21 protein-coding genes are annotated in these 17366 nt (G+C 58.6%); 18 read left to right on the top strand and 3 right to left on the bottom strand.

Annotation, left to right across the window (positions count from 1 at the left end; all coding sequences use genetic code 11):
- The first annotated feature begins 23 nt into the window (after positions 1–23).
- From QP503_RS00810 to QP503_RS00770, 9 genes are all read left to right on the top strand, one after another.
- The gene (locus QP503_RS00810) at positions 24–170 is read left to right on the top strand and encodes a hypothetical protein (protein WP_006680374.1); all 147 of its coding nucleotides are present in this window, start codon (positions 24–26) and stop codon (positions 168–170) included.
- A gap of 273 nt (positions 171–443) precedes the next feature.
- Entirely contained in the window at positions 444–1085 is a 642-nt protein-coding gene (locus QP503_RS00805; protein ID WP_006680373.1) for a hypothetical protein, read from the top strand.
- A 34-nt stretch (positions 1086–1119) separates the two neighbouring features.
- Positions 1120–1398, top strand: coding sequence for a hypothetical protein (locus QP503_RS00800; RefSeq protein WP_006680372.1), 279 nt, complete (start codon positions 1120–1122; stop codon positions 1396–1398).
- Positions 1395–1793 carry a hypothetical protein gene (locus QP503_RS00795; protein WP_006680371.1) on the top strand — a complete coding sequence of 133 codons (399 nt, stop codon included), beginning with the start codon at positions 1395–1397 and terminating at the stop codon, positions 1791–1793. The genes QP503_RS00800 and QP503_RS00795 overlap by 4 nt, the downstream gene beginning before the upstream one ends.
- Positions 1786–2922 carry a DUF2800 domain-containing protein gene (locus tag QP503_RS00790; protein ID WP_103632976.1) on the top strand — a complete coding sequence of 379 codons (1137 nt, stop codon included), beginning with the start codon at positions 1786–1788 and terminating at the stop codon, positions 2920–2922. The genes QP503_RS00795 and QP503_RS00790 overlap by 8 nt, the downstream gene beginning before the upstream one ends.
- Before the next feature lie 17 nt (positions 2923–2939).
- A complete protein-coding gene (locus QP503_RS00785) occupies positions 2940–3491 on the top strand; it encodes a DUF2815 family protein (protein ID WP_006680369.1) in 552 nt (183 codons plus the stop codon).
- A 13-nt stretch (positions 3492–3504) separates the two neighbouring features.
- Positions 3505–3693 (top strand): hypothetical protein, encoded by a 189-nt coding sequence (locus tag QP503_RS00780; RefSeq protein WP_006680368.1) that lies wholly within the window; start codon positions 3505–3507, stop codon positions 3691–3693.
- Between the two features lie 72 nt (positions 3694–3765).
- Positions 3766–5733, top strand: a complete 1968-nt coding sequence (locus QP503_RS00775) for a DNA polymerase (protein WP_006680367.1) — start codon at positions 3766–3768, stop codon at positions 5731–5733.
- Positions 5734–6159: 426 nt separating this feature from the next.
- Positions 6160–6405, top strand: a complete 246-nt coding sequence (locus QP503_RS00770) for a hypothetical protein (RefSeq protein WP_006680366.1) — start codon at positions 6160–6162, stop codon at positions 6403–6405.
- Positions 6406–6505: 100 nt separating this feature from the next.
- On the opposite strand, the gene QP503_RS00765 is transcribed toward QP503_RS00770, so the two are convergent.
- Complete coding sequence (locus tag QP503_RS00765; RefSeq protein ID WP_131367586.1) at positions 6506–6688, bottom strand: hypothetical protein; 183 nt, start codon at positions 6686–6688, stop codon at positions 6506–6508.
- Between the two features lie 242 nt (positions 6689–6930).
- Between QP503_RS00765 and QP503_RS00760 the strand changes: the two genes are divergently transcribed.
- From QP503_RS00760 to QP503_RS00725, 8 genes are all read left to right on the top strand, one after another.
- On the top strand, positions 6931–7134 hold the full coding sequence (locus tag QP503_RS00760) for a hypothetical protein (protein ID WP_006680364.1): 204 nt from the start codon (positions 6931–6933) through the stop codon (positions 7132–7134).
- A complete protein-coding gene (locus QP503_RS00755) occupies positions 7131–7571 on the top strand; it encodes a DUF7768 domain-containing protein (protein ID WP_006680363.1) in 441 nt (146 codons plus the stop codon). The genes QP503_RS00760 and QP503_RS00755 overlap by 4 nt, the downstream gene beginning before the upstream one ends.
- Positions 7568–9826, top strand: coding sequence for a phage/plasmid primase, P4 family (locus tag QP503_RS00750; RefSeq protein WP_006680362.1), 2259 nt, complete (start codon positions 7568–7570; stop codon positions 9824–9826). The genes QP503_RS00755 and QP503_RS00750 overlap by 4 nt, the downstream gene beginning before the upstream one ends.
- Positions 9827–9959: 133 nt before the next feature.
- Positions 9960–10238, top strand: coding sequence for a PDDEXK family nuclease (locus tag QP503_RS00745; protein ID WP_006680361.1), 279 nt, complete (start codon positions 9960–9962; stop codon positions 10236–10238).
- Positions 10219–11595 (top strand): SNF2-related protein, encoded by a 1377-nt coding sequence (locus QP503_RS00740; RefSeq protein ID WP_006680360.1) that lies wholly within the window; start codon positions 10219–10221, stop codon positions 11593–11595. The genes QP503_RS00745 and QP503_RS00740 overlap by 20 nt, the downstream gene beginning before the upstream one ends.
- Positions 11586–12044 (top strand): ArpU family phage packaging/lysis transcriptional regulator, encoded by a 459-nt coding sequence (locus QP503_RS00735; RefSeq protein WP_006680359.1) that lies wholly within the window; start codon positions 11586–11588, stop codon positions 12042–12044. The genes QP503_RS00740 and QP503_RS00735 overlap by 10 nt, the downstream gene beginning before the upstream one ends.
- Before the next feature lie 158 nt (positions 12045–12202).
- On the top strand, positions 12203–12580 hold the full coding sequence (locus tag QP503_RS00730) for an HNH endonuclease (RefSeq protein WP_006680358.1): 378 nt from the start codon (positions 12203–12205) through the stop codon (positions 12578–12580).
- A gap of 409 nt (positions 12581–12989) precedes the next feature.
- Positions 12990–15479 carry a glycoside hydrolase domain-containing protein gene (locus tag QP503_RS00725; RefSeq protein WP_285100999.1) on the top strand — a complete coding sequence of 830 codons (2490 nt, stop codon included), beginning with the start codon at positions 12990–12992 and terminating at the stop codon, positions 15477–15479.
- On the opposite strand, the gene QP503_RS00720 is transcribed toward QP503_RS00725, so the two are convergent.
- Both QP503_RS00720 and QP503_RS00715 read right to left on the bottom strand, forming a co-directional pair.
- Entirely contained in the window at positions 15470–15904 is a 435-nt protein-coding gene (locus tag QP503_RS00720) for a hypothetical protein (protein ID WP_227469326.1), read from the bottom strand. The genes QP503_RS00725 and QP503_RS00720 overlap by 10 nt on opposite strands.
- Before the next feature lie 237 nt (positions 15905–16141).
- Positions 16142–16678, bottom strand: coding sequence for a ClbS/DfsB family four-helix bundle protein (locus tag QP503_RS00715; protein ID WP_240923141.1), 537 nt, complete (start codon positions 16676–16678; stop codon positions 16142–16144).
- A gap of 70 nt (positions 16679–16748) precedes the next feature.
- Here QP503_RS00715 and QP503_RS00710 point away from each other — a divergent pair, with 70 nt between their 5' ends.
- Positions 16749–17321 carry a P27 family phage terminase small subunit gene (locus tag QP503_RS00710; protein ID WP_004007621.1) on the top strand — a complete coding sequence of 191 codons (573 nt, stop codon included), beginning with the start codon at positions 16749–16751 and terminating at the stop codon, positions 17319–17321.
- Positions 17322–17366 lie beyond the last annotated feature (45 nt).

Raw genomic sequence — 17366 nt, 5'->3', positions numbered from 1 at the left:
TGATTGGGAGGAGGTGAACCGAGATGACGAGTCAACGTCGAACTAGCAAGGCTGCTGCTTCTGCCGCATCGAAGGTCATGCGTGACCAGCGGTATTCCAAGGCGGCTAAGACCGCCGCAGCTTCTGCTCTGTCCCAACGGGCTCCCAAGTCCAAGGGTGGCAAGAAGTAACCGGTTGGGGGTGTCTGGCCTGGTACCGGCCGGGCACCCTCCCACCTTCACCGAGATCTTTCGATGACACGCGGGACAGCTGCCCGCACCCAACTTATTTCAACAATCCGCGCGGAGATTCGCCCTTCTGGACGTCCAGGGCAGGTCAGTCACTCAGGCACGCATGCCTGGGTGGTTGGCCTGCCCTGTTTTCGTCCCCGTGGTTGATCTTCGCGCACCACCAACGTCCAGGTGGAGTCGGGCCTCCGTCGCAGTAAGCGACAGGAGTCCACCATGGCAGGCAACGCCACCACACCAAAGCCCTACACAATCCGGTTCACAAAGGACTTTCGGGGTAAGGAACACGTCCATTTCCGTATGCCCACGACGCGCGGCGGCGCGTGGGTTGAGCTTTATGATTTGCCGGCTGATGCGCAGTTTCGTCGGATGATCTTCGACGAGGAGTATCTGCCTGAGTGGAAGCTCGAGTACCTAGGTGAACAGTATGCCGTGTTCAGGGAACGGGAGAACGCGCGCAAGCATGCCACTAAGGATGGTGGCCGCGAACATGACTTGGATGACCCGTCGACATTTAGACCAAGTGCACGGCGCAGGCTTGCCCAGCAGCTCGACCCGGCGGACAACGCATCACCCGAGACTCTCCTGATGAGGGGCGAGGAGTTCGACCTGGCACGCGAGCAGGTTGAGATCGTGCTCTCCGTGGTCTCGCCCCGACATCGGGGCTGGGTGCGCCTGAATTTGGGCGAAAACCTGAGCTATGCCGACATTGCGAGGACGGAGCATCCCGATGCGAGTAAGGCGGAGATTGACCGGCACGCCAACACAATCGGCACCGCAGTCAAACGCGCCATCAAGAAGATCCATGACCAATTCCCCGACGGCTGTCCGGTTCAACAGCCACGGGAAGACGTATAGGCGACCAACAACCTCAACTGAAAGGACATGAATCATGAGTGGTCGTCATATTCGAGTCGGTATCGACGAGGCGCCGGACCCGGCCGCCGATGTCAACCTCGCACGAGTGAATATCAGGGAGCGCATCCTGCGCTGGCTGTTTGGCCCGATCAACGAGCTGATGTTGATTGTGCCAGGGCGGTGGGTTCATGACGTGACCCTGACTCGACGTTCAACAAAGCCCGAGGTCGATGAGACAGCTCTCAACGCGTCCATCGAGCGTCACCCGGCAGGCAGCAAGCTCACCTACGACAACGGTGGTGCTGCGGCATGAACCCGCAGCACCGCAATGCCCTGGTCGCGGGCATCAACCACACCATGGAGGGCCTTTCCCAGATTGCGCAGGCGCTCGAAGCTGACGGCTGGGAGCAGATTGAGGACGAGTACGCGCTGGCTGGCCACAGGCCTGTTTCCGCCGCGCGCCTCGAGGAACCCTCCTTCCACGCCGAACTTGAGGAACAGATCGAGACACAGCAGGCTGAGGCGGCTTCGATGCGCGAGTACACGCTTGAAGAGGTGCGCGCTTTCCTGGCGGAGCTGTCCCAGCAGGGCTACACCGCCAAGGTGCGCCAGCTCATCCTGGACGCTGGCGCGAAGGCCCTCTCAGAGGTAGACCCGGCCAAGTTCGGCCAGATCATGGCTGGGGCTAAGGAGATCGCCCATGCCTGAAAGCCACGCACTTTTGAGTGCTTCGAGTGCTCACCGGTGGGTGCATTGCCCGCCCTCCGCACTCGCCACAGATGGCGTGGCTGACGCCCCGTCGGACGCAGCGTTGCAGGGTACGGCCGCGCACGCTCTGGCTGAGTACAAGCTCAAGCGGTTCCTCAAGCGCCGCGCCAAGCGGCCTACCTCAGAGTGGATTGATGAGGAGATGGAGGGCCACACCGACGACTACGTCGCCTTCGTGGCCCAGCACCTCGAGTCTGCTCGGGAGCACTGCCCGGACCCGCAGGTGTATGTCGAGCAGCGCCTGGACTACTCCCACCTCGCCCCGGGCGGCTTCGGGACCGGTGACTGCGTGATCGTTGCCGAGCCCACCTTGCAGGTCATTGACCTGAAGTACGGCATGGGCGTTGAGGTGTCCCCGGTAGAGAACCCACAGCTCATGCTCTACGGGCTCGGAGCCCTGGCCGCGTTCGACGCCCTCTACAACATCGAGGAAGTCGCGCTAAGCATCTTCCAGCCTCGTCGCACCAACGTCGAAACCTGGACGATCAGCACCCAGGACCTAATCACATGGGGCGAGAACACGGTCAAGCCGATCGCTGCCCTGGCTGCCCGCGGCGAAGGCGACTACCAGGCCGGCTCGTGGTGTCAGTTCTGCCGCATCGCGCCGACCTGCCGGGTACGAGCCGAAGCCAACCTGGCGCTCGCCAAGCGGGAGTTCACCCCACCAGCCGAGCTGACGGATGCGGAGATCGCGGATGTCCTTGCGAGGATTCCACAGCTCAAAACGTGGGCTGCGGACGTGGAGGCCTACGCCCTCTCCCTCGCGGTGAACCAGGGCAAGACGTGGGACGGGTTCAAGCTCGTCGCAGGCCGGTCTGTCCGCAAATACACCGACGAAACCGCCGTCTCCGAGGCGGCTGAGGCGGCCGGGTACCACGACATCTACGACAAGCGCCTCATCACGCTCACGGCGATGGAAAAGCTGATGGGCAAGAAGACCTTCAACGAGGTTCTCGGCGGCCTGGTGGTCAAGCCGGTGGGTAAGCCGACGCTCGTACCCGAGAGCGACAAACGACCCGCGCTCGACATTCGCAGCGCTGAATCCGAATTCACGAAAACCAGTAACTAACAGAAAGAAGGACAATCATGTCTACTCAGAATCCGACTCGTATCGTCACCGGTGAAGTCCGGCTCTCCTATGCCCACGTGTTCGAGCCGAACTCGATCCAGGGCGGTAAGCCCAAGTACTCGGTGTCGCTGATCATCCCGAAGACCGACACCGCCACCATCACCGCCATCGAGAAGGCCATCGATGCGGCGATCGATGCCGGTACGGCCAAGTTCGGGGGCAAGCGGCCAAACAAGGCCGCGTTGAAACTGCCGCTGCGTGACGGGGATACCGAGCGCGACGACGAAGCCTACGCCAACGCCTACTTCGTCAACGCGAACTCGCTGACCCCGCCGCAGGTGGTCGACGAGAACGTCGCCCCGATCCTCGACCGCTCCGAAGTCTATTCGGGTTGCTACGCCCGCGTGAGCCTGTCGTTCTATGCGTTCAACACGAACGGGAACCGTGGTATCGCCTGCGGGCTGGGCAACATCCAGAAGCTCCGCGACGGTGAACCCCTCGGCGCAGGGCGCATCTCCGCTGAGTCCGACTTCGGCACCCCCGCCGCCAGCGACGACTTCCTCAACTAAGGAGCTCACCGTGATGAAGGACTGCTTCATGGCGATCACCCTCGCTGTGTGGGTCTATGTCCTGATCCCCGTTGGCGTCACGCTACTGCTGTCGTGGATCTCCGACAAGCGTGAAGAACGACGCTTCGCCAAGCTTCTCGAAGAAGAACGAGCACGCGTGACGGCCAACGATATCGCCCGCACTGAAACTGCACCCGAGTAACACCATCACCTTGTGGAGGGGACTGCCGATCACGGTGGTTCCCTCCACATCTGTCCATGAAAGGACTGATCCATGCGCTCATTGGCCTGTGACCTCGAAACGTACAGCCCCGTCAACCTCACCAAGTCCGGCGTGTACCCGTATGCCACTGATCCTGAGTTCGAGCTGCTTCTGTTCGGCTACAGCATCGACAGCGGCGACGTCCACGTCATCGACCTCGCCAGCGGCCAGCAGCTGCCCGACGAGCTGCTTGCCGCACTCGTCGATCCTGGCGTGGTCAAGTGGGCGCATAACGCCGCCTTCGAGCGGGTCGCATTCTCGGCGTGGCTGCGCCGCCACCACCCAGACCTCCTCGCTGAGGAGTTTCTTGATCCGGCGCAGTGGCGTTGCACGATGGTGTGGGCGGCCTACCTCGGTCTGCCGATGAGCTTGGATGCGGTCGGTACGGCTCTTGATCTCGACGTCAAGAAAGACAGCGCGGGCAAGAAGCTGATCAAGCAGTTCTGCACGCCGGCAACACCGAGCGTGTTGAACGGTGGAGGCACCAGGAACCTACCTGCATCTGACCCAACCGGCTGGGCGCAGTTTGTCGACTATAACCGGCGCGACGTCGAGGTTGAGCTCGCAATCCACGACCGGCTCTCGCCATTTCCGATGCCCGAGGCCGAGTGGGACGCCTATGCCCTGGACCAGACCATCAACGACACCGGAATCCTGCTTGACCGCACCCTTGCAGATGCTGCCGTCGCTCTCGACGGCCAACACAGCACGGCGACATTGGTGAGGGCGCGGGAGTTGACCGGCCTGGAGAACCCGAACTCACCGATCCAGTTGAAGGACTGGCTCACCACCAACGGCTGCAAGATGTCGTCCTTGGCGAAGGCAGAAGTCGCAGCTGCGCTAGAGACTGCCACCGGCGTGGTGCGGGAAGTGTTGGAGCTGCGTGGCGACCTCGCGAAAAGCTCGGTGAAGAAGTACCAGGCGATGCACAACGTGGCAGGCAGCGATGGACGGGCTCGTGGGCTCATCCAGTTCTACGGCGCGGGACGCACCGGCAGGTTCGCCGGACGCCTCGTCCAAGTCCAAAATCTGCCTCGAAACTACCTGCCCGACCTCGATGCTGCCCGCACCCTCACCCGACAAGGCAACCTCGACGCGCTCGAACTGCTCTACGACTCCGTCCCAGACACGCTCTCCCAATTGATCCGGACAGCGTTCATCCCTAGCGAGGGTTGCCGGCTCATCGTCGCCGACTACTCCGCGATCGAAGCCCGCGTGATCGCTTGGCTGGCCCGAGAAACATCCACCCTCCGAGCCTTCCGTGACGGCAAAGACCTCTACTGCGAAACCGCGTCGCGCATGTTCGGCGTGCCCGTCGAGAAACATGGCGTCAACGCCGAGCTTCGCCAGAAGGGGAAGATCGCCACGCTGGCCTGCGGTTACAACGGCTCCGTCGGAGCGCTCAAGGCGATGGGTGCGCTGCGGATGGGATTGGCCGAGCACGAACTCAAACCGACCGTCGACGCCTGGCGGGCAGCCAACCCCAACATCGTGCAACTCTGGGCAGACGTCGAGCAGGCCGCCCTCGACGCGATCACTACCCGCAGTACCCTCCGGCTGCGCAACCTGTGTTTCTCGGTCGAGTCGGGCATCTTGTTCATCACCCTGCCCTCGGGCAGACGGCTGGCGTATGTGCAGCCGAGGCTTGGTGAGAACCGGTGGGGCGGCACCTCCATCACCTACAGCGGCGTCACCACGGGCAGGAAGTGGGGTCGACTGGAAACCTACGGCGGGAAACTCGTGGAGAACATCGTCCAAGCAGTCGCCCGTGACCTCCTCGTCCACGCCATGCAGCTCGTCGCCGAGGCTGGGCACAGGATTGTCATGCACGTCCACGACGAAATCGTCATCGACGAACCCCAAGACTCGGTCTTCACCGTCGCTGACGCCTGTGCTCTCATGGCGACGCTCCCTGCCTGGGCAGACGGGCTACCGCTCAACGCGGATGGCTACGAATGTGACTACTACCAGAAAGACTGACCAGGTTTGGAAGTTATCCACAGGGTTCGTTTCGAGAGCGCACGGAAATCACATCAGTGTAATTAGGCAGGTAAAATCTATCCCATGAACACCGAAGCCCCGAATCTCGGGGTTGCGAGGCGTTCGGGGCTGGTACCTAGTTTGGTCTCTAGGATTCCAACTCTACATGCTCTCGTGCGTAGTGTTCACCATTTGGCGAAAGCCAGAAAGAAGGTGTCTCATGGCACGAACTGTTCACCGAAGTGCGTCTACAGGGCGATTCGTCAAAGCTTCGACGGCTCGCCGAAGCCCACGTACAACGACTGCAGAAACGGTGGGTAACGGCGGAAACCGTCCAGTGCACCGCTCATCCATTACCGGCCGTTTTGTTACGGAAGCCACGGCTAAACGGCATCCAGACACTACTATCCGGCAGGGAGTTTGAGCGTGAAGATCAATTTTGACGAGAAAGCTCTTCAGAAGCTCGTTCAGCCTGCTATGGATGAAATGGCTAAAGGGTACAACCGAGATTTCGAGTCACTGGCTCGTCAGTATCGCGGTAAGCCTGTAGAACAGATCAAGCCCGCGCTGCAACGCATATTCAAGAAACGCGGAGGAAAGATCAGCGATCCCGAACTGAGTGACTACGCTCAGCAAATCAGCGACGGAGTGAAGATTATTTTCCGATCATGACCTCCTGAACCGTCGATGTGAGAGGCGTCCTAACTAGCACAACTAGTTGGGGCGCCTCTTTGCGTGGATTGATGTAGACCGTAATAACTTGCTGGGCGGCCTACTGGTAGTCGAGGACGATTGCCGGGTCAGCGTCGAGAAGCTCATGCAAGTACTGGCGGATCTGCTCATCACTCCGGCTCCGCACCAGTGCTTGGTCGAGGTCACGCAGGTACTCCAAGAGGCAGAACAGGCGCATGTTCTGGAACACCGCCCATACGGTCGCTTTATCCATCTCGCTCATAGCTCTCATGATCACCTGACCCGTAGTGGAAGGTCTACCGGATATACCCGGTATCGACCTGGGGTTGACCCGTCCGGATTCGTCGGTCCTCAGGGGCGTATGGGCGAGAGCCTCAAAGCTCAGTGACCAGAAACTCTGCCGAGGGGGTTAACTCCCTGCTGGTTTCTGGCCTCCTACTGAGAGCCATGTGCGTAACCGCGCCACCTACTTGTCTATCAGGCTCTCAGAAATGGAGCCGACTCATGATATGCCCCAATGATCCACGCGTCGCCACGTTCCTACGCGACCTCGACACTGACCCACTACAGACAGCTATCGCGTTACTGGATGCCCTGCGCGTGGCTCATGCCCGCATCGACAACCTGGAGCAACAGGTCGCCTGCCAGGCGCGAATGATCGACGCCTACCACGCTCTCGCCTTCGGGCAGACGGGAGACCAGTCATGACCGCCGCTGCCCTCGACATCGGTATCCCGAAGAAGAACATCGAAGGATACCCCGACCCCACCTGCTACAAGGCGCTGAAAGAAATCCAGCGCGCCGAGTACGGGTATCGGCCCTTGGTGTACATCTGCTCCCCGTACTCCGGAGACATCGACGCCAACGTGAAACTTGCCCGCCGGTTCTGCGCGTTCGCGGTGTCGGCACGCCGGATCCCACTCGCCCCGCATCTGCACTATCCGCAGTTCATGGACGACACCGACCCGGATGCCCGTGAGCTGGTCATGTTCTTCAACCGCATCCTGCTGTCGAAATGCGAACAGCTATGGGCCTACATCGGACATGTGTCGGCAGGGATGCGCGCCGAAATCGACTGGGCCCACCAGATGAACATCCCCGTCCGCTTCTTCAACGCCGACTTCCAGGAGGTGCACCCCGCATGACCCCGTTTACCTTGTGCGCCGCGACCAACAGCGGCAACCCGCACAACAACCACTATCCGAACCACCACCACGTCACCGACCAGGCTGACCTGCAGCTGGTGGCCAGGTGGGATCACGTCGCCGCCACCTACACTGGCGATCGGCGCTCGTCGGCGAGTTTCGTGTCCTCGGATTGTGTGGTGATGGACATCGACAACGACCACACCGAAGAATCGTCCGACTGGGTCACACCGGAGAAGCTCGCCGAGTTGATGGCTGGAGTCGAGTTCATGACCGCCACTTCCCGGAACCACCAGAAGGCGAAGGGCGTGCTGTCGGCGAGGCCTCGTTTCCACGTCTACTTCCCGATCACCGAAGTCACGGACGCAGATACCTATGCGGGGTTGAAGCGCCGCCTGGCAGCCCGGTTCAGGTTCTTCGACCCGCAGGCGTTGGATGCCGGACGGTTCATCTACGGCACCACCAACCCCGAGGTCACCGTCCACGACGGCACGAAGCTACTGGATGCTTGGCTGGACGAAGCCGATGAGATCGACGTGTTCGCAGCGTTCGATGCCTCGACCCAGGTGATCGGGGAAGGCTCCCGCAACGCCACCCTGTCCCGCTTCGCCGGGCGTGTCCTGATCCGTTACGGGCAGACCGCACAGGCCCGTGACCTGTTCGATCGGAAAGCATTGCTGTGCGAGCCGCCCCTGTCGGATCACGAGTTGGAGTCGATCTGGGGCTCGGCGTGCCGGTTCGCCGCCAAAGTCGCTGCCGATCCGGACTACCTCTCGCCGGAAGTGTACGCGGAGCTGACGAGCCTGCGGCCGGATGATTTCACCGATGTGGGGCAAGCTTCGATGCTCACCGCAGAATACTCGTCACGTCTGGCATTTACGGAAGCCACAGACTGGCTCGTCTACGACGGGGGCGTGTGGTCTGAGTCTGCGCCTGCTGCGCAAGGCATCGCCCAGGAACTGACCGACCGGCAACTAGCCGAGGCCGGCCATCTGTTGGAGAAAGCCCGCGACCAGCTCGCGGTGACGGGCGCGGATGCGGTGCTTGCAGCCGCTTCATCGAAAGCGAAAGCACTCGCCGGTTTCACGTCAGCTCAGCGGGCCGCCTACCGGGCGTTCGAGGATGCGAAGGCCTACGAGGCGTTCGTGTTGAAACGCCGTGAGTCCCGGGCAATCACCTCCTGCCTGCGGGAAGCGCACCCGATGCTGCTCACCACGCCCGATCAACTGGACGCTGACCCGTATCTCCTCAACACGCCGTCTGGGACATGGGATGTGCGTGACGGCACCCGACGTGACCATAACCCGCTGGATCTGATCACGAAACAAACTGCGCTCGACCCCACCGACACGGGCACAGACATCTGGAAACAGGCGCTCGACGTGTTCTTCGAATCCGACCGGAAGCTGATCGGATATGTGCAGCGGATCGTCGGGCTGGCAGCGGTCGGGAAGGTCATGGTCGAAGCGCTTGTAATCGCCTACGGGGACGGCCGCAACGGCAAGTCCACGTTCTGGAACACGATCGCGAGAGTGCTCGGCACGTATGCGGGCAACATGTCCGCCGACGTGCTCACCATTGGCGGGAACCGGAACGTCAAACCTGAACTTGCCGAGGCGAAAGGCAAACGGCTCATCATCGCCGCCGAGTCCGAAGAAGGCGTAAGACTGTCGACCTCGACGGTTAAACAGCTCGCCTCCACCGACCAGATCTACGCGGAGAAGAAGTACAAGGCGCCGTTCGCGTTCACCCCGTCCCACACGCTCATCCTCTACACAAACCACCTACCGAGGGTGGGCGCGATGGATGCGGGCATCTGGCGCAGGCTCATCGTGATCCCGTTCAACGCGGTCATCGAGGGTAGCTCCGATGTGAAGAACTACGCCGACTACCTCTACGAGACCGCCGGCGGAGCGGTACTTGCATGGATCATGGAAGGCGCGCGGCTCATCCACGCCGAGGAGTACCAGCTCACCCCGCCCGCCCAAGTGGTCGCTGCCTCAAGCGCATATCGGGAAGAGAACAACTGGTTCGCCCAATTCCTTGACGCCCGCTGCGAGGTGGACCCGGCCCTATCCGAACGCGCCGGTGACCTGTATCAGGAGTATCGGGCGTGGGCGCAATCCACCAGCGGGTGGGCGCGGCCGATGGTCGACTTCAACGCCACTCTCGAACAATCCGGGTTTGAACGACGCAAGTCCAAGCACGGCATGTACGTCTACGGACTAGCTCTGACCAGCGAATTCAACAGCTAAACCCGATGAGGGTGACGACCGGTGACGACCGGTATTGAACTATTACTAAGGCCATAAAAATATCGCCTTTAGAAAAGTTCAAATCCAACCGTCACCAGTCGTCACCCCGTGGAAAACCACTCAAGGAGTGACCATGAACGAACACCACATCGAAGCCCAGCTCAAAAAGGCCGTTGAAGCCTCCGGGGGCTTGTGCTGGAAGCTTGTCTGCCCTGGAACCAGTGGCGTACCTGACCGGCTATGCCTGATGGGAGGCCAGGTCGTCTTCGTCGAAGTGAAAGCCCCCGGCAAAAAGCCTCGGCCGATCCAACGCCGACGGATGAACCAGCTACGCCAGCAAGGCTTCACCGCGTTGGTTGTTGATTCGATGGACGGCATACAGGAGGTGCTTGATGCACTACACGCCGCATAACTACCAACGTCAAGCGACCGATTTCATCATCGACCATGACGAGGCCGCGATCTTCCTTGGGATGGGTTTGGGCAAATCGGTGATCACGTTGACGGCGATCTGGCAGCTCATGCTCGACTACTTCACCATCCACCGCGTCCTCGTCATCGCACCACTGCGGGTAGCCCGCGATACGTGGCCAACCGAAATAGCGAAGTGGGATCACCTGCGAGGTTTGACCGTATCGGTCGCTGTCGGCACCAAACAAGACCGGCTGAACGCTCTCGCGGCGTCTGCGATGGTGACCGTCATCAACCGGGAGAACATCCCCTGGCTCGTGGGTCAGTACGGCGATGGCTGGCCGTTCGACATGGTCGTCATCGACGAACTGTCCTCCTTCAAAAACCACCGGGCGAAACGATTCACGGCATTGGTGAAGGTTCGTCCGCACGTGAAGCGTTGGGTAGGCCTGACCGGAACACCAGCATCCAACGGGTTGATGGATATCTGGGCACAGTTCCGGCTCCTCGACGGCGGCGAGCGTTTGGGCCGTTTCATTACCCGCTACCGCGAGCGCTGGTTCACCCCCGATAAGCGCAATGGGATGCAGGTGTTCACCTATAAACCCCGCGAGGGGGCGGAGGACGAGATCTACGACGCCATCGCAGACATGACGTTGTCGATGCGCACCACCGACCACCTGCAGCTACCGGAATTGACGGTCACGACGATGCCCGTGAAGTTGGAGCCGAAAGAACGCAAGGTCTACGAGCAACTCAAAGCCGACCTCGTCCTCCAACTTGGTGAGGCGACGATTGATGCTGCGAATGCTGCTGCGTTGTCGGGCAAGCTCCTGCAGTTGGCATCGGGCGCGATCTACACGGGCGATGGCGAATGGACGGCGGTTCATGATCGGAAGCTTGACGCCCTCGAAGACCTCGTCGAGGCAGCCAACGGCAACCCACTGCTCGTGGCCTACTGGTTTACTCACGACCGCGAACGCATCATCGCGCGATTCCCGCAGGCTCGCGAACTGAAAACAAGCGCGGATATCGAGGCATGGAACAAAGGTGCGATCACCCTCGCACTGATCCACCCAGCATCTGCCGGTCACGGATTGAACCTGCAGGCAGGTGGGCATCTGCTGGTGTGGTTTTCGCTTACCTGGTCTTTGGAGCTTTACCAGCAGACGAACGCTCGCTTGTATCGGCAAGGGCAATTAGAGCCGGTCACGATCACGCATCTGGTTGCTGAGGGGACGCTCGATGAAGCCGTCCTTAAAGCCCTTGATGCGAAAGACGCTACGCAGGCTGCGTTGATTGACGCGGTCGCCACCGAACTCACAACCACAAGCAGGAAGGAGTCGTCATGCATGTGATGACGAAGTACCTCGACACAAGGAAAGCTGCGATCGCTGCGTTACAGGATTATGCGGTGATGGAACAGATCATCGAGAGTACCGACGAGCAGATCAAGGCGGCTTATGCGGATGCGGCTAGCCCCGCATCCCCACGTATGGACGGCACCCCGCCATCAGGCGACCTTCACGCTTCGGAGAACAGCATCGTTGCAACGATCGAGCGCATCGACACCTACAAAGCCCGATACGCTGAGGCGCGCCAGTACATGGACTGGTTCCTGCCTGCATGGGAGATCCTCTCCGAGGATGACCGGTTGGTGTTGGAGGCGTTCTTCCTCGGCGAGGGTACCCAGGATGATGCGGTCCAGCAGATCTGCAACCACTTCTATGTTGAGCGCACGACCGCCTACCAGAAGAAGTCGCGCGCGCTGGCTCGTCTTGCGACCGCTCTGTATGGCCGTTTGTGAGGGTTTTGCACCCTTGCGCCAAAAGGTGTCAGGAACGGCGGATGCATTTACCGTTTCCGGCCTGCAATGATGTAGGTGGTTGAAAAGTAGGAAAAGCCCCAAGAACCCACACACGGGAGTCTTGGGGCTTCACCACATCCAGTGGGAAGGAGCAAGCGATGCCGGTCAAACCAGCGTCCCCGTGCTCCCATCCTGGTTGCCCTGAGCTCACCCACGAACGTTTCTGCGAGCAGCACGCGAAGGTGGAAGACGCACACTATCGGAAGTATCAGCGTGATCCGAAGATCAACGCCCGCTACGGCGCGCGCTGGCGTAAAATCCGCGCCGCCTACGTCGCCGCCCACCCGCTCTGCGAAGACTGCCTCGCGGCCAGCCGGTACACGCCCGCACAGGAAGTCCACCACGTTCTCCCGCTTGAGCACGGTGGCTCCCACGACTTTGATAACCTCCGCGCCTTGTGTAAGCCCTGCCACTCGCGCCAGAGTGCGCTCGATGATGATCGCTGGAGGCAAGCATCTAGGGTCTACTCGTATTGACGAGCCCGCTACGTTCGCGCCTGTCGCGTCGATCATTTAGAACTTCAAAGATGCCTACCTCGATGGTGTTCGTTGGATACGGGGCAATGTCGAAAGCCTGGCGAGGGGTAGGGGGGTCTCGATTTCTACAGCTCTTGAGAAGGTCAGCGGGCGGGGCCAACCGCGCGCAAAGTTCCTGAATCAAACAGGGTATTAACACTTCGTTATTTGTCGGCAGTGCCAGTGAGGGGTGAAATCCCGCTGAGTGTTGCTCGGTTTTCTTGCGCTTTGTCCGTCCGGATTTGGGTTTGCCAGGGACGTACAGGTGAGGGCAATAAACTCGGAGCTTCTCATCCGGTGTTCTGGATCCCTCCCTGGCAGGTGTTCGCCTGTCTTGAATTAACAAACTGGTTTCCAAAAAGGAGGAATCATGACAGATCAAATGGTGCTAAAAACACAGCAATGGCTTAATCGCACCTATAGGAGCAAGGCTGGTTTCGGTTCAGTCATAGAGGACGGATATACCGGCTGGGGCACGGTCAACGCTTTGATTCGGGCCCTGCAAATCGAGCTGGGTATTACGACAACGGCGAACAATTTCGGACCGGGAACTATCAGTCGCTTCCAGTCGCGGTGGCCTAACGGCATCCGCCAACAGGATGACGGTGCACAGGAGACTTCTAATGTGTACGGCATTATCCAAGGCGCCTTGTGGTGCAAGGGATATTCTGCCGGTGCCAGCGATATCACGACTCACTTCTATAGCGGAACTGGAAAGGCCATCAAACAGCTTAAGAGCGACATGGGCATTGGTGGAGATTCCACTGTGACGCTCGACGTCATGAAAGCGCTGTTGTCAATGCAGCAATTCGTCCTGCTTCGCTCTTATGGGGGCATTTCAGCGATTCGGCAAGCACAGCAACAAATCAACCAACAGTATCGCGCTTATACCGGAATCATCCCAACCGATGGACTCTACGGTCGGGAAATGAACACTGCTCTGATTCAGGTCTTGCAAGCCATTGAAGGATTTAGCCCTGCGGAAGCCACAGGTAATTTCGGCAATGGCACCAAAGCGCGTCTAACAATAGTTACACCCAGCAATGCGGCAAGTTTACCGAAGTGGGCTTGGCTAGCTCAGGTTGCTCTAGTGTGTAACCGGATTTCTCCCGATATCTATCCTTCTGCACAAACCGCACTGTCAACGTTCGTTCCGCAATTCCAAGCAAAGTATCAGCTCCCACGAAGCGGGGTGGTCGACTCGACTACATGGATGAGCCTGTTGACCTCGAAAGGTGATCCGAATCGCGCCTGCAAAGCATGCGATACACGCTTCGAGATTACGGCTGAGCGACTTAACCTACTTAAGGCGAACGGCTATGAGATCGTAGGACGTTACCTGACTGAGCCGAATCAGGATTCAAAAGATCCGTCTGACTATTTCAAAGCAATTCGCCCCGGAGAACTTGAACGCATCACCAACGGAGGGATGAAGTTCTTCCCGATATTCCAAGAGTATTCCACCGAATTGCGCCACTTCACTCGAGAAAACGGAACTCGCCATGCCACGCTCGCAAGGCAAGCAGCCCAAAGACTTGGCATTCCGGGAACGTATATCTATTTCGCAGTTGATTTCGACGCGACCGACCCCGAGGTCACAAGTCATATTCTTCCGTATTTTCAGGGTGTGCGTGGAAGCCTGGGAGGCGGATACAAAGTGGGTATTTACGCATCACGCAATATTTGTAGCCGCATCATTAAAGCCGGCTACGCTGGAAGCGCGTTCGTCTCGGACATGTCTACAGGATTTTCTGGCAACCTCGGCTTCCCTATTCCTGATAGTTGGAACTATGACCAGTTCACTGAAATCAGTGACTACAAGGGTGCTGGTTTTGACCTAGACAGGGTCGCCTATTCAGGACAAGCAGCGGCAGTTGATCATGTTGCTCCTTCGAGTGCCGGTGGCGCTGGGCCCGACACCAGCATTGACTACAACAAGTTGGCTCCGATTGATCTGATCTGGCATTTAGAGAAACGCTTCGAAGAACTTCGTGCCAGTGGCAAGGTTGGAAAAGACTACGTTGCGGGTTCTCATGGTGCGGGAACGCGGATTGCCGTTCCGACTTGGCGTTGCATCCTCAACTATTTAGCAAAAGCCTACCTGCGTGACGGTGGTAGTGGATCTGCGGTGAATTGGTCCGTGTCTGCCGAAAGTTTCAGGAGTGCTGACGCGAGCGTACTCGAGAAGGACGCTGTAGGCAAGAAGATCATCGCTGCCTTGAATCGCTATATTGATAACACGTGGCGGCAATCCATGACCGACAAGACCGGAGAATCGGTTGATCTGGCGCATCTGGCGGCAACAACACTTGGATACACCAACTGGAATGTTATCCCTGATGCGTGGACTGGCTGGGCCGGAGACCTAGCTACTGCCATGGAGAATATTCAGAAAACACTTGAGTGGAATCCCAGTGCGAACCTGGATCAGGTGGCCACAGCTCTAATCGGTCAAGGTAACGATTACCGTCAGCATCCTGGCTTGAAGGGGCTAGTACTTGACAAGAAAAACGACAAGGGAAAATGGGAATCGGTAGGAAACAACTGTAACCGTGACGATCTCTGCTGTGACGGAGATGCCATCGTTATCGCTAACACGCTAGAAAACGGCAACGACTCCAACGCTCATCTTCTGTCAGCAACATTGCGAGAGTACTACAACAATTCCAGCAAACTTGCCAACAGATTCAAGCAGATTGGCTGGAGCTTGGGGGCGAATAATTCCACTGAGGCATATCAGAAAATAAGTGAATATGCCGACTTGGATAGCGCCGTTTTAGGATGGTTCCTGGCTGGATACGTCAAGGAAGAGATTCGTTTGACAGCTTGCCGAAAGCTAGCTGAATTCATCTACCGATAATTGATTTGGTCTTTTCCTTGGTGTGGCGCTTGGGTAAAAACGCTAAACCCAAGCGCTACACCACCAGCAACAAGAGCGCCGATGGCGGGAACGGAAAACTGGCTCAGCAGTTGAGAAAAAGAATCACTATGAACTAACGAGCCGACACCATCGAGTGAAAAGAGAAAAGCTGAGAGTCCGATAAAGGCTCCTGCTGAAAGTTGCAACGCGCGGGCAGATTGAATACCGATGAAATGCTTATTAAAAAGCAGAAGAAGAATCGTGAAACACACATACATGAGTGGCATCAATAAGAAGACCACAAAAAATCTCTGATCCTGATCCTTGCACCGTAGAAAGATGGCGGCGAAAAGCCACGCGCCGACAAAATATGCCAGAGCGGATACAAGAAACACAGATATTTTTTTGATGACCAGTCCCTTCAACTTTTCGCTACACATTTTGATACGGCAACGGCATCAGGAGTTGTATGCCCCAATAAGTTCTCATTCTACAAGAAGGGTTTCCCTGCATTGCTAAGGATAGCGCTGATCGGGCGGATGTTGCGTGAATGCAGGCACGAGGCCTGGTGCGTTGAACCCGACAGTCACGAAAAGGCGCACGGGAGCGCCTATACCAGAGGCTCCCGAGTATCTGTCTGTGGTGTACAGCGTGGTAAGAAGCTACTGGGGGGCGGCTTGGTTATGGGGTTGTTCTGGCGGCTTTCTGGTGAATGCACGGAGCTTTTTGATTGCCCATTCGTAGTGGCTTGATGTGGCTGACACGCAGTAGGAGCCGAGCGAGGTTGTGCCCGTCCACGGGAAATGCGCCTTGGTGAATAACTCCTCGTTGGTGAACTCGCCGATGAGAGCCACTACTGCGGTGTGGCTGTCAGCGAGGTTCTCGCGGATAGCCTCAAGCTCAGTGCCCTGATATTGAGTCCAAATCTCTTGGTTGAGCGTTGGCGTGGTTCGCCACGTGTGAGGAAACGGAAGAAACGGTCGAGGCTGACCCTGGCGGTTGGCGTCGACGAAGCCAAGCAACATGCGCTGCCACTCGTGCAGGTGGGCAAGGACGTCGCGCAGGTTTTTGTCCCGCGCCCAGTGGGCTTCTTTACCGATTTGAGTGATGCTGGGATCAAAATTCGTATGCTGATCGTCGGAACTCATGCCCTCAATGAGGCTGTCCAGTTTCGCATACTGCGCCTCGGCGGCATCCAATAGTTCAGTTTTCGTCTTCGGTCTCGGCACGCCACTAATTGTCTCACAGCAGGAAAGCAGATGAAAACCTATGGCGAAAGACGGAACGAACCGGGGTGGCCGCCGTGTGCGGGCAGGTGCGAAACCCGATCCGCTGAATGCGAAGCTCGCAGCTGGCCGCCCAGCCACGCGGCTTGATGATCCGCTGGGTGAGCCGTTTGACTTTGAAGGCTCAGATATCGGGGATGGTGCGGTGCTTGCTGGTGAGGTGATGCCGGAGCCTGCCGAGTATCTGTCGGAGATTCAGCGTGATGGTAAACCCCTCGGCGCTGACCTCGTCTACCGAGAAACATGGCAATGGCTCGATCAACGTGGCTGTTCCCAGTTCGTCGCACCGCGCTTGATCGAATCCTATGCGCAGGCGTTCGCGCGTTATGTGCAGTGTGAACAGGCGATCTCCAAGTTCGGCTTGCTCGGCAAACACCCAACCACAGGGGCTGCGATCGCATCCCCTTTCGTTGCTATGTCCCAGTCTTTCGGGAAGCAAGCGAACGTGTACTGGTACGAGATTTACGAGATAGTGCGCGCCACCTGCACCAGCGACTACTCAGGTTCGGCGCCGGGTGATGACGTGATGGAGCGCCTGCTGCAAGCCCGCTCCTAACACCCCTTTGATTCTCGTGTGCCTGCCCGAGATGGGTGGGCACTT

The organism is Pauljensenia sp. UMB0895, assembly GCF_030218905.1.
GTDB lineage: Bacteria > Actinomycetota > Actinomycetes > Actinomycetales > Actinomycetaceae > Pauljensenia > Pauljensenia turicensis_A.
This window is presented reverse-complemented; position numbering and strand designations above follow the sequence as displayed.

Excerpts from the sequence above, each read along its gene's own strand:
- QP503_RS00760 (WP_006680364.1), top strand. The coding sequence starts at position 6,931 with ATGATATGCCCCAATGATCCACGCGTCGCCACGTTCCTACGCGACCTC.
- QP503_RS00750 (WP_006680362.1), top strand. The coding sequence starts at position 7,568 with ATGACCCCGTTTACCTTGTGCGCCGCGACCAACAGCGGCAACCCGCAC.
- QP503_RS00780 (WP_006680368.1), top strand. The coding sequence starts at position 3,505 with ATGAAGGACTGCTTCATGGCGATCACCCTCGCTGTGTGGGTCTATGTC.
- QP503_RS00725 (WP_285100999.1), top strand. The coding sequence starts at position 12,990 with ATGACAGATCAAATGGTGCTAAAAACACAGCAATGGCTTAATCGCACC.
- QP503_RS00810 (WP_006680374.1), top strand. The coding sequence starts at position 24 with ATGACGAGTCAACGTCGAACTAGCAAGGCTGCTGCTTCTGCCGCATCG.
- QP503_RS00790 (WP_103632976.1), top strand. The coding sequence starts at position 1,786 with ATGCCTGAAAGCCACGCACTTTTGAGTGCTTCGAGTGCTCACCGGTGG.
- QP503_RS00710 (WP_004007621.1), top strand. The coding sequence starts at position 16,749 with ATGGCGAAAGACGGAACGAACCGGGGTGGCCGCCGTGTGCGGGCAGGT.
- QP503_RS00765 (WP_131367586.1), bottom strand. The coding sequence starts at position 6,688 with ATGAGCGAGATGGATAAAGCGACCGTATGGGCGGTGTTCCAGAACATG.
- QP503_RS00735 (WP_006680359.1), top strand. The coding sequence starts at position 11,586 with ATGCATGTGATGACGAAGTACCTCGACACAAGGAAAGCTGCGATCGCT.
- QP503_RS00755 (WP_006680363.1), top strand. The coding sequence starts at position 7,131 with ATGACCGCCGCTGCCCTCGACATCGGTATCCCGAAGAAGAACATCGAA.
- QP503_RS00800 (WP_006680372.1), top strand. The coding sequence starts at position 1,120 with ATGAGTGGTCGTCATATTCGAGTCGGTATCGACGAGGCGCCGGACCCG.
- QP503_RS00795 (WP_006680371.1), top strand. The coding sequence starts at position 1,395 with ATGAACCCGCAGCACCGCAATGCCCTGGTCGCGGGCATCAACCACACC.
- QP503_RS00745 (WP_006680361.1), top strand. The coding sequence starts at position 9,960 with ATGAACGAACACCACATCGAAGCCCAGCTCAAAAAGGCCGTTGAAGCC.
- QP503_RS00740 (WP_006680360.1), top strand. The coding sequence starts at position 10,219 with ATGCACTACACGCCGCATAACTACCAACGTCAAGCGACCGATTTCATC.
- QP503_RS00805 (WP_006680373.1), top strand. The coding sequence starts at position 444 with ATGGCAGGCAACGCCACCACACCAAAGCCCTACACAATCCGGTTCACA.
- QP503_RS00785 (WP_006680369.1), top strand. The coding sequence starts at position 2,940 with ATGTCTACTCAGAATCCGACTCGTATCGTCACCGGTGAAGTCCGGCTC.
- QP503_RS00775 (WP_006680367.1), top strand. The coding sequence starts at position 3,766 with ATGCGCTCATTGGCCTGTGACCTCGAAACGTACAGCCCCGTCAACCTC.
- QP503_RS00730 (WP_006680358.1), top strand. The coding sequence starts at position 12,203 with ATGCCGGTCAAACCAGCGTCCCCGTGCTCCCATCCTGGTTGCCCTGAG.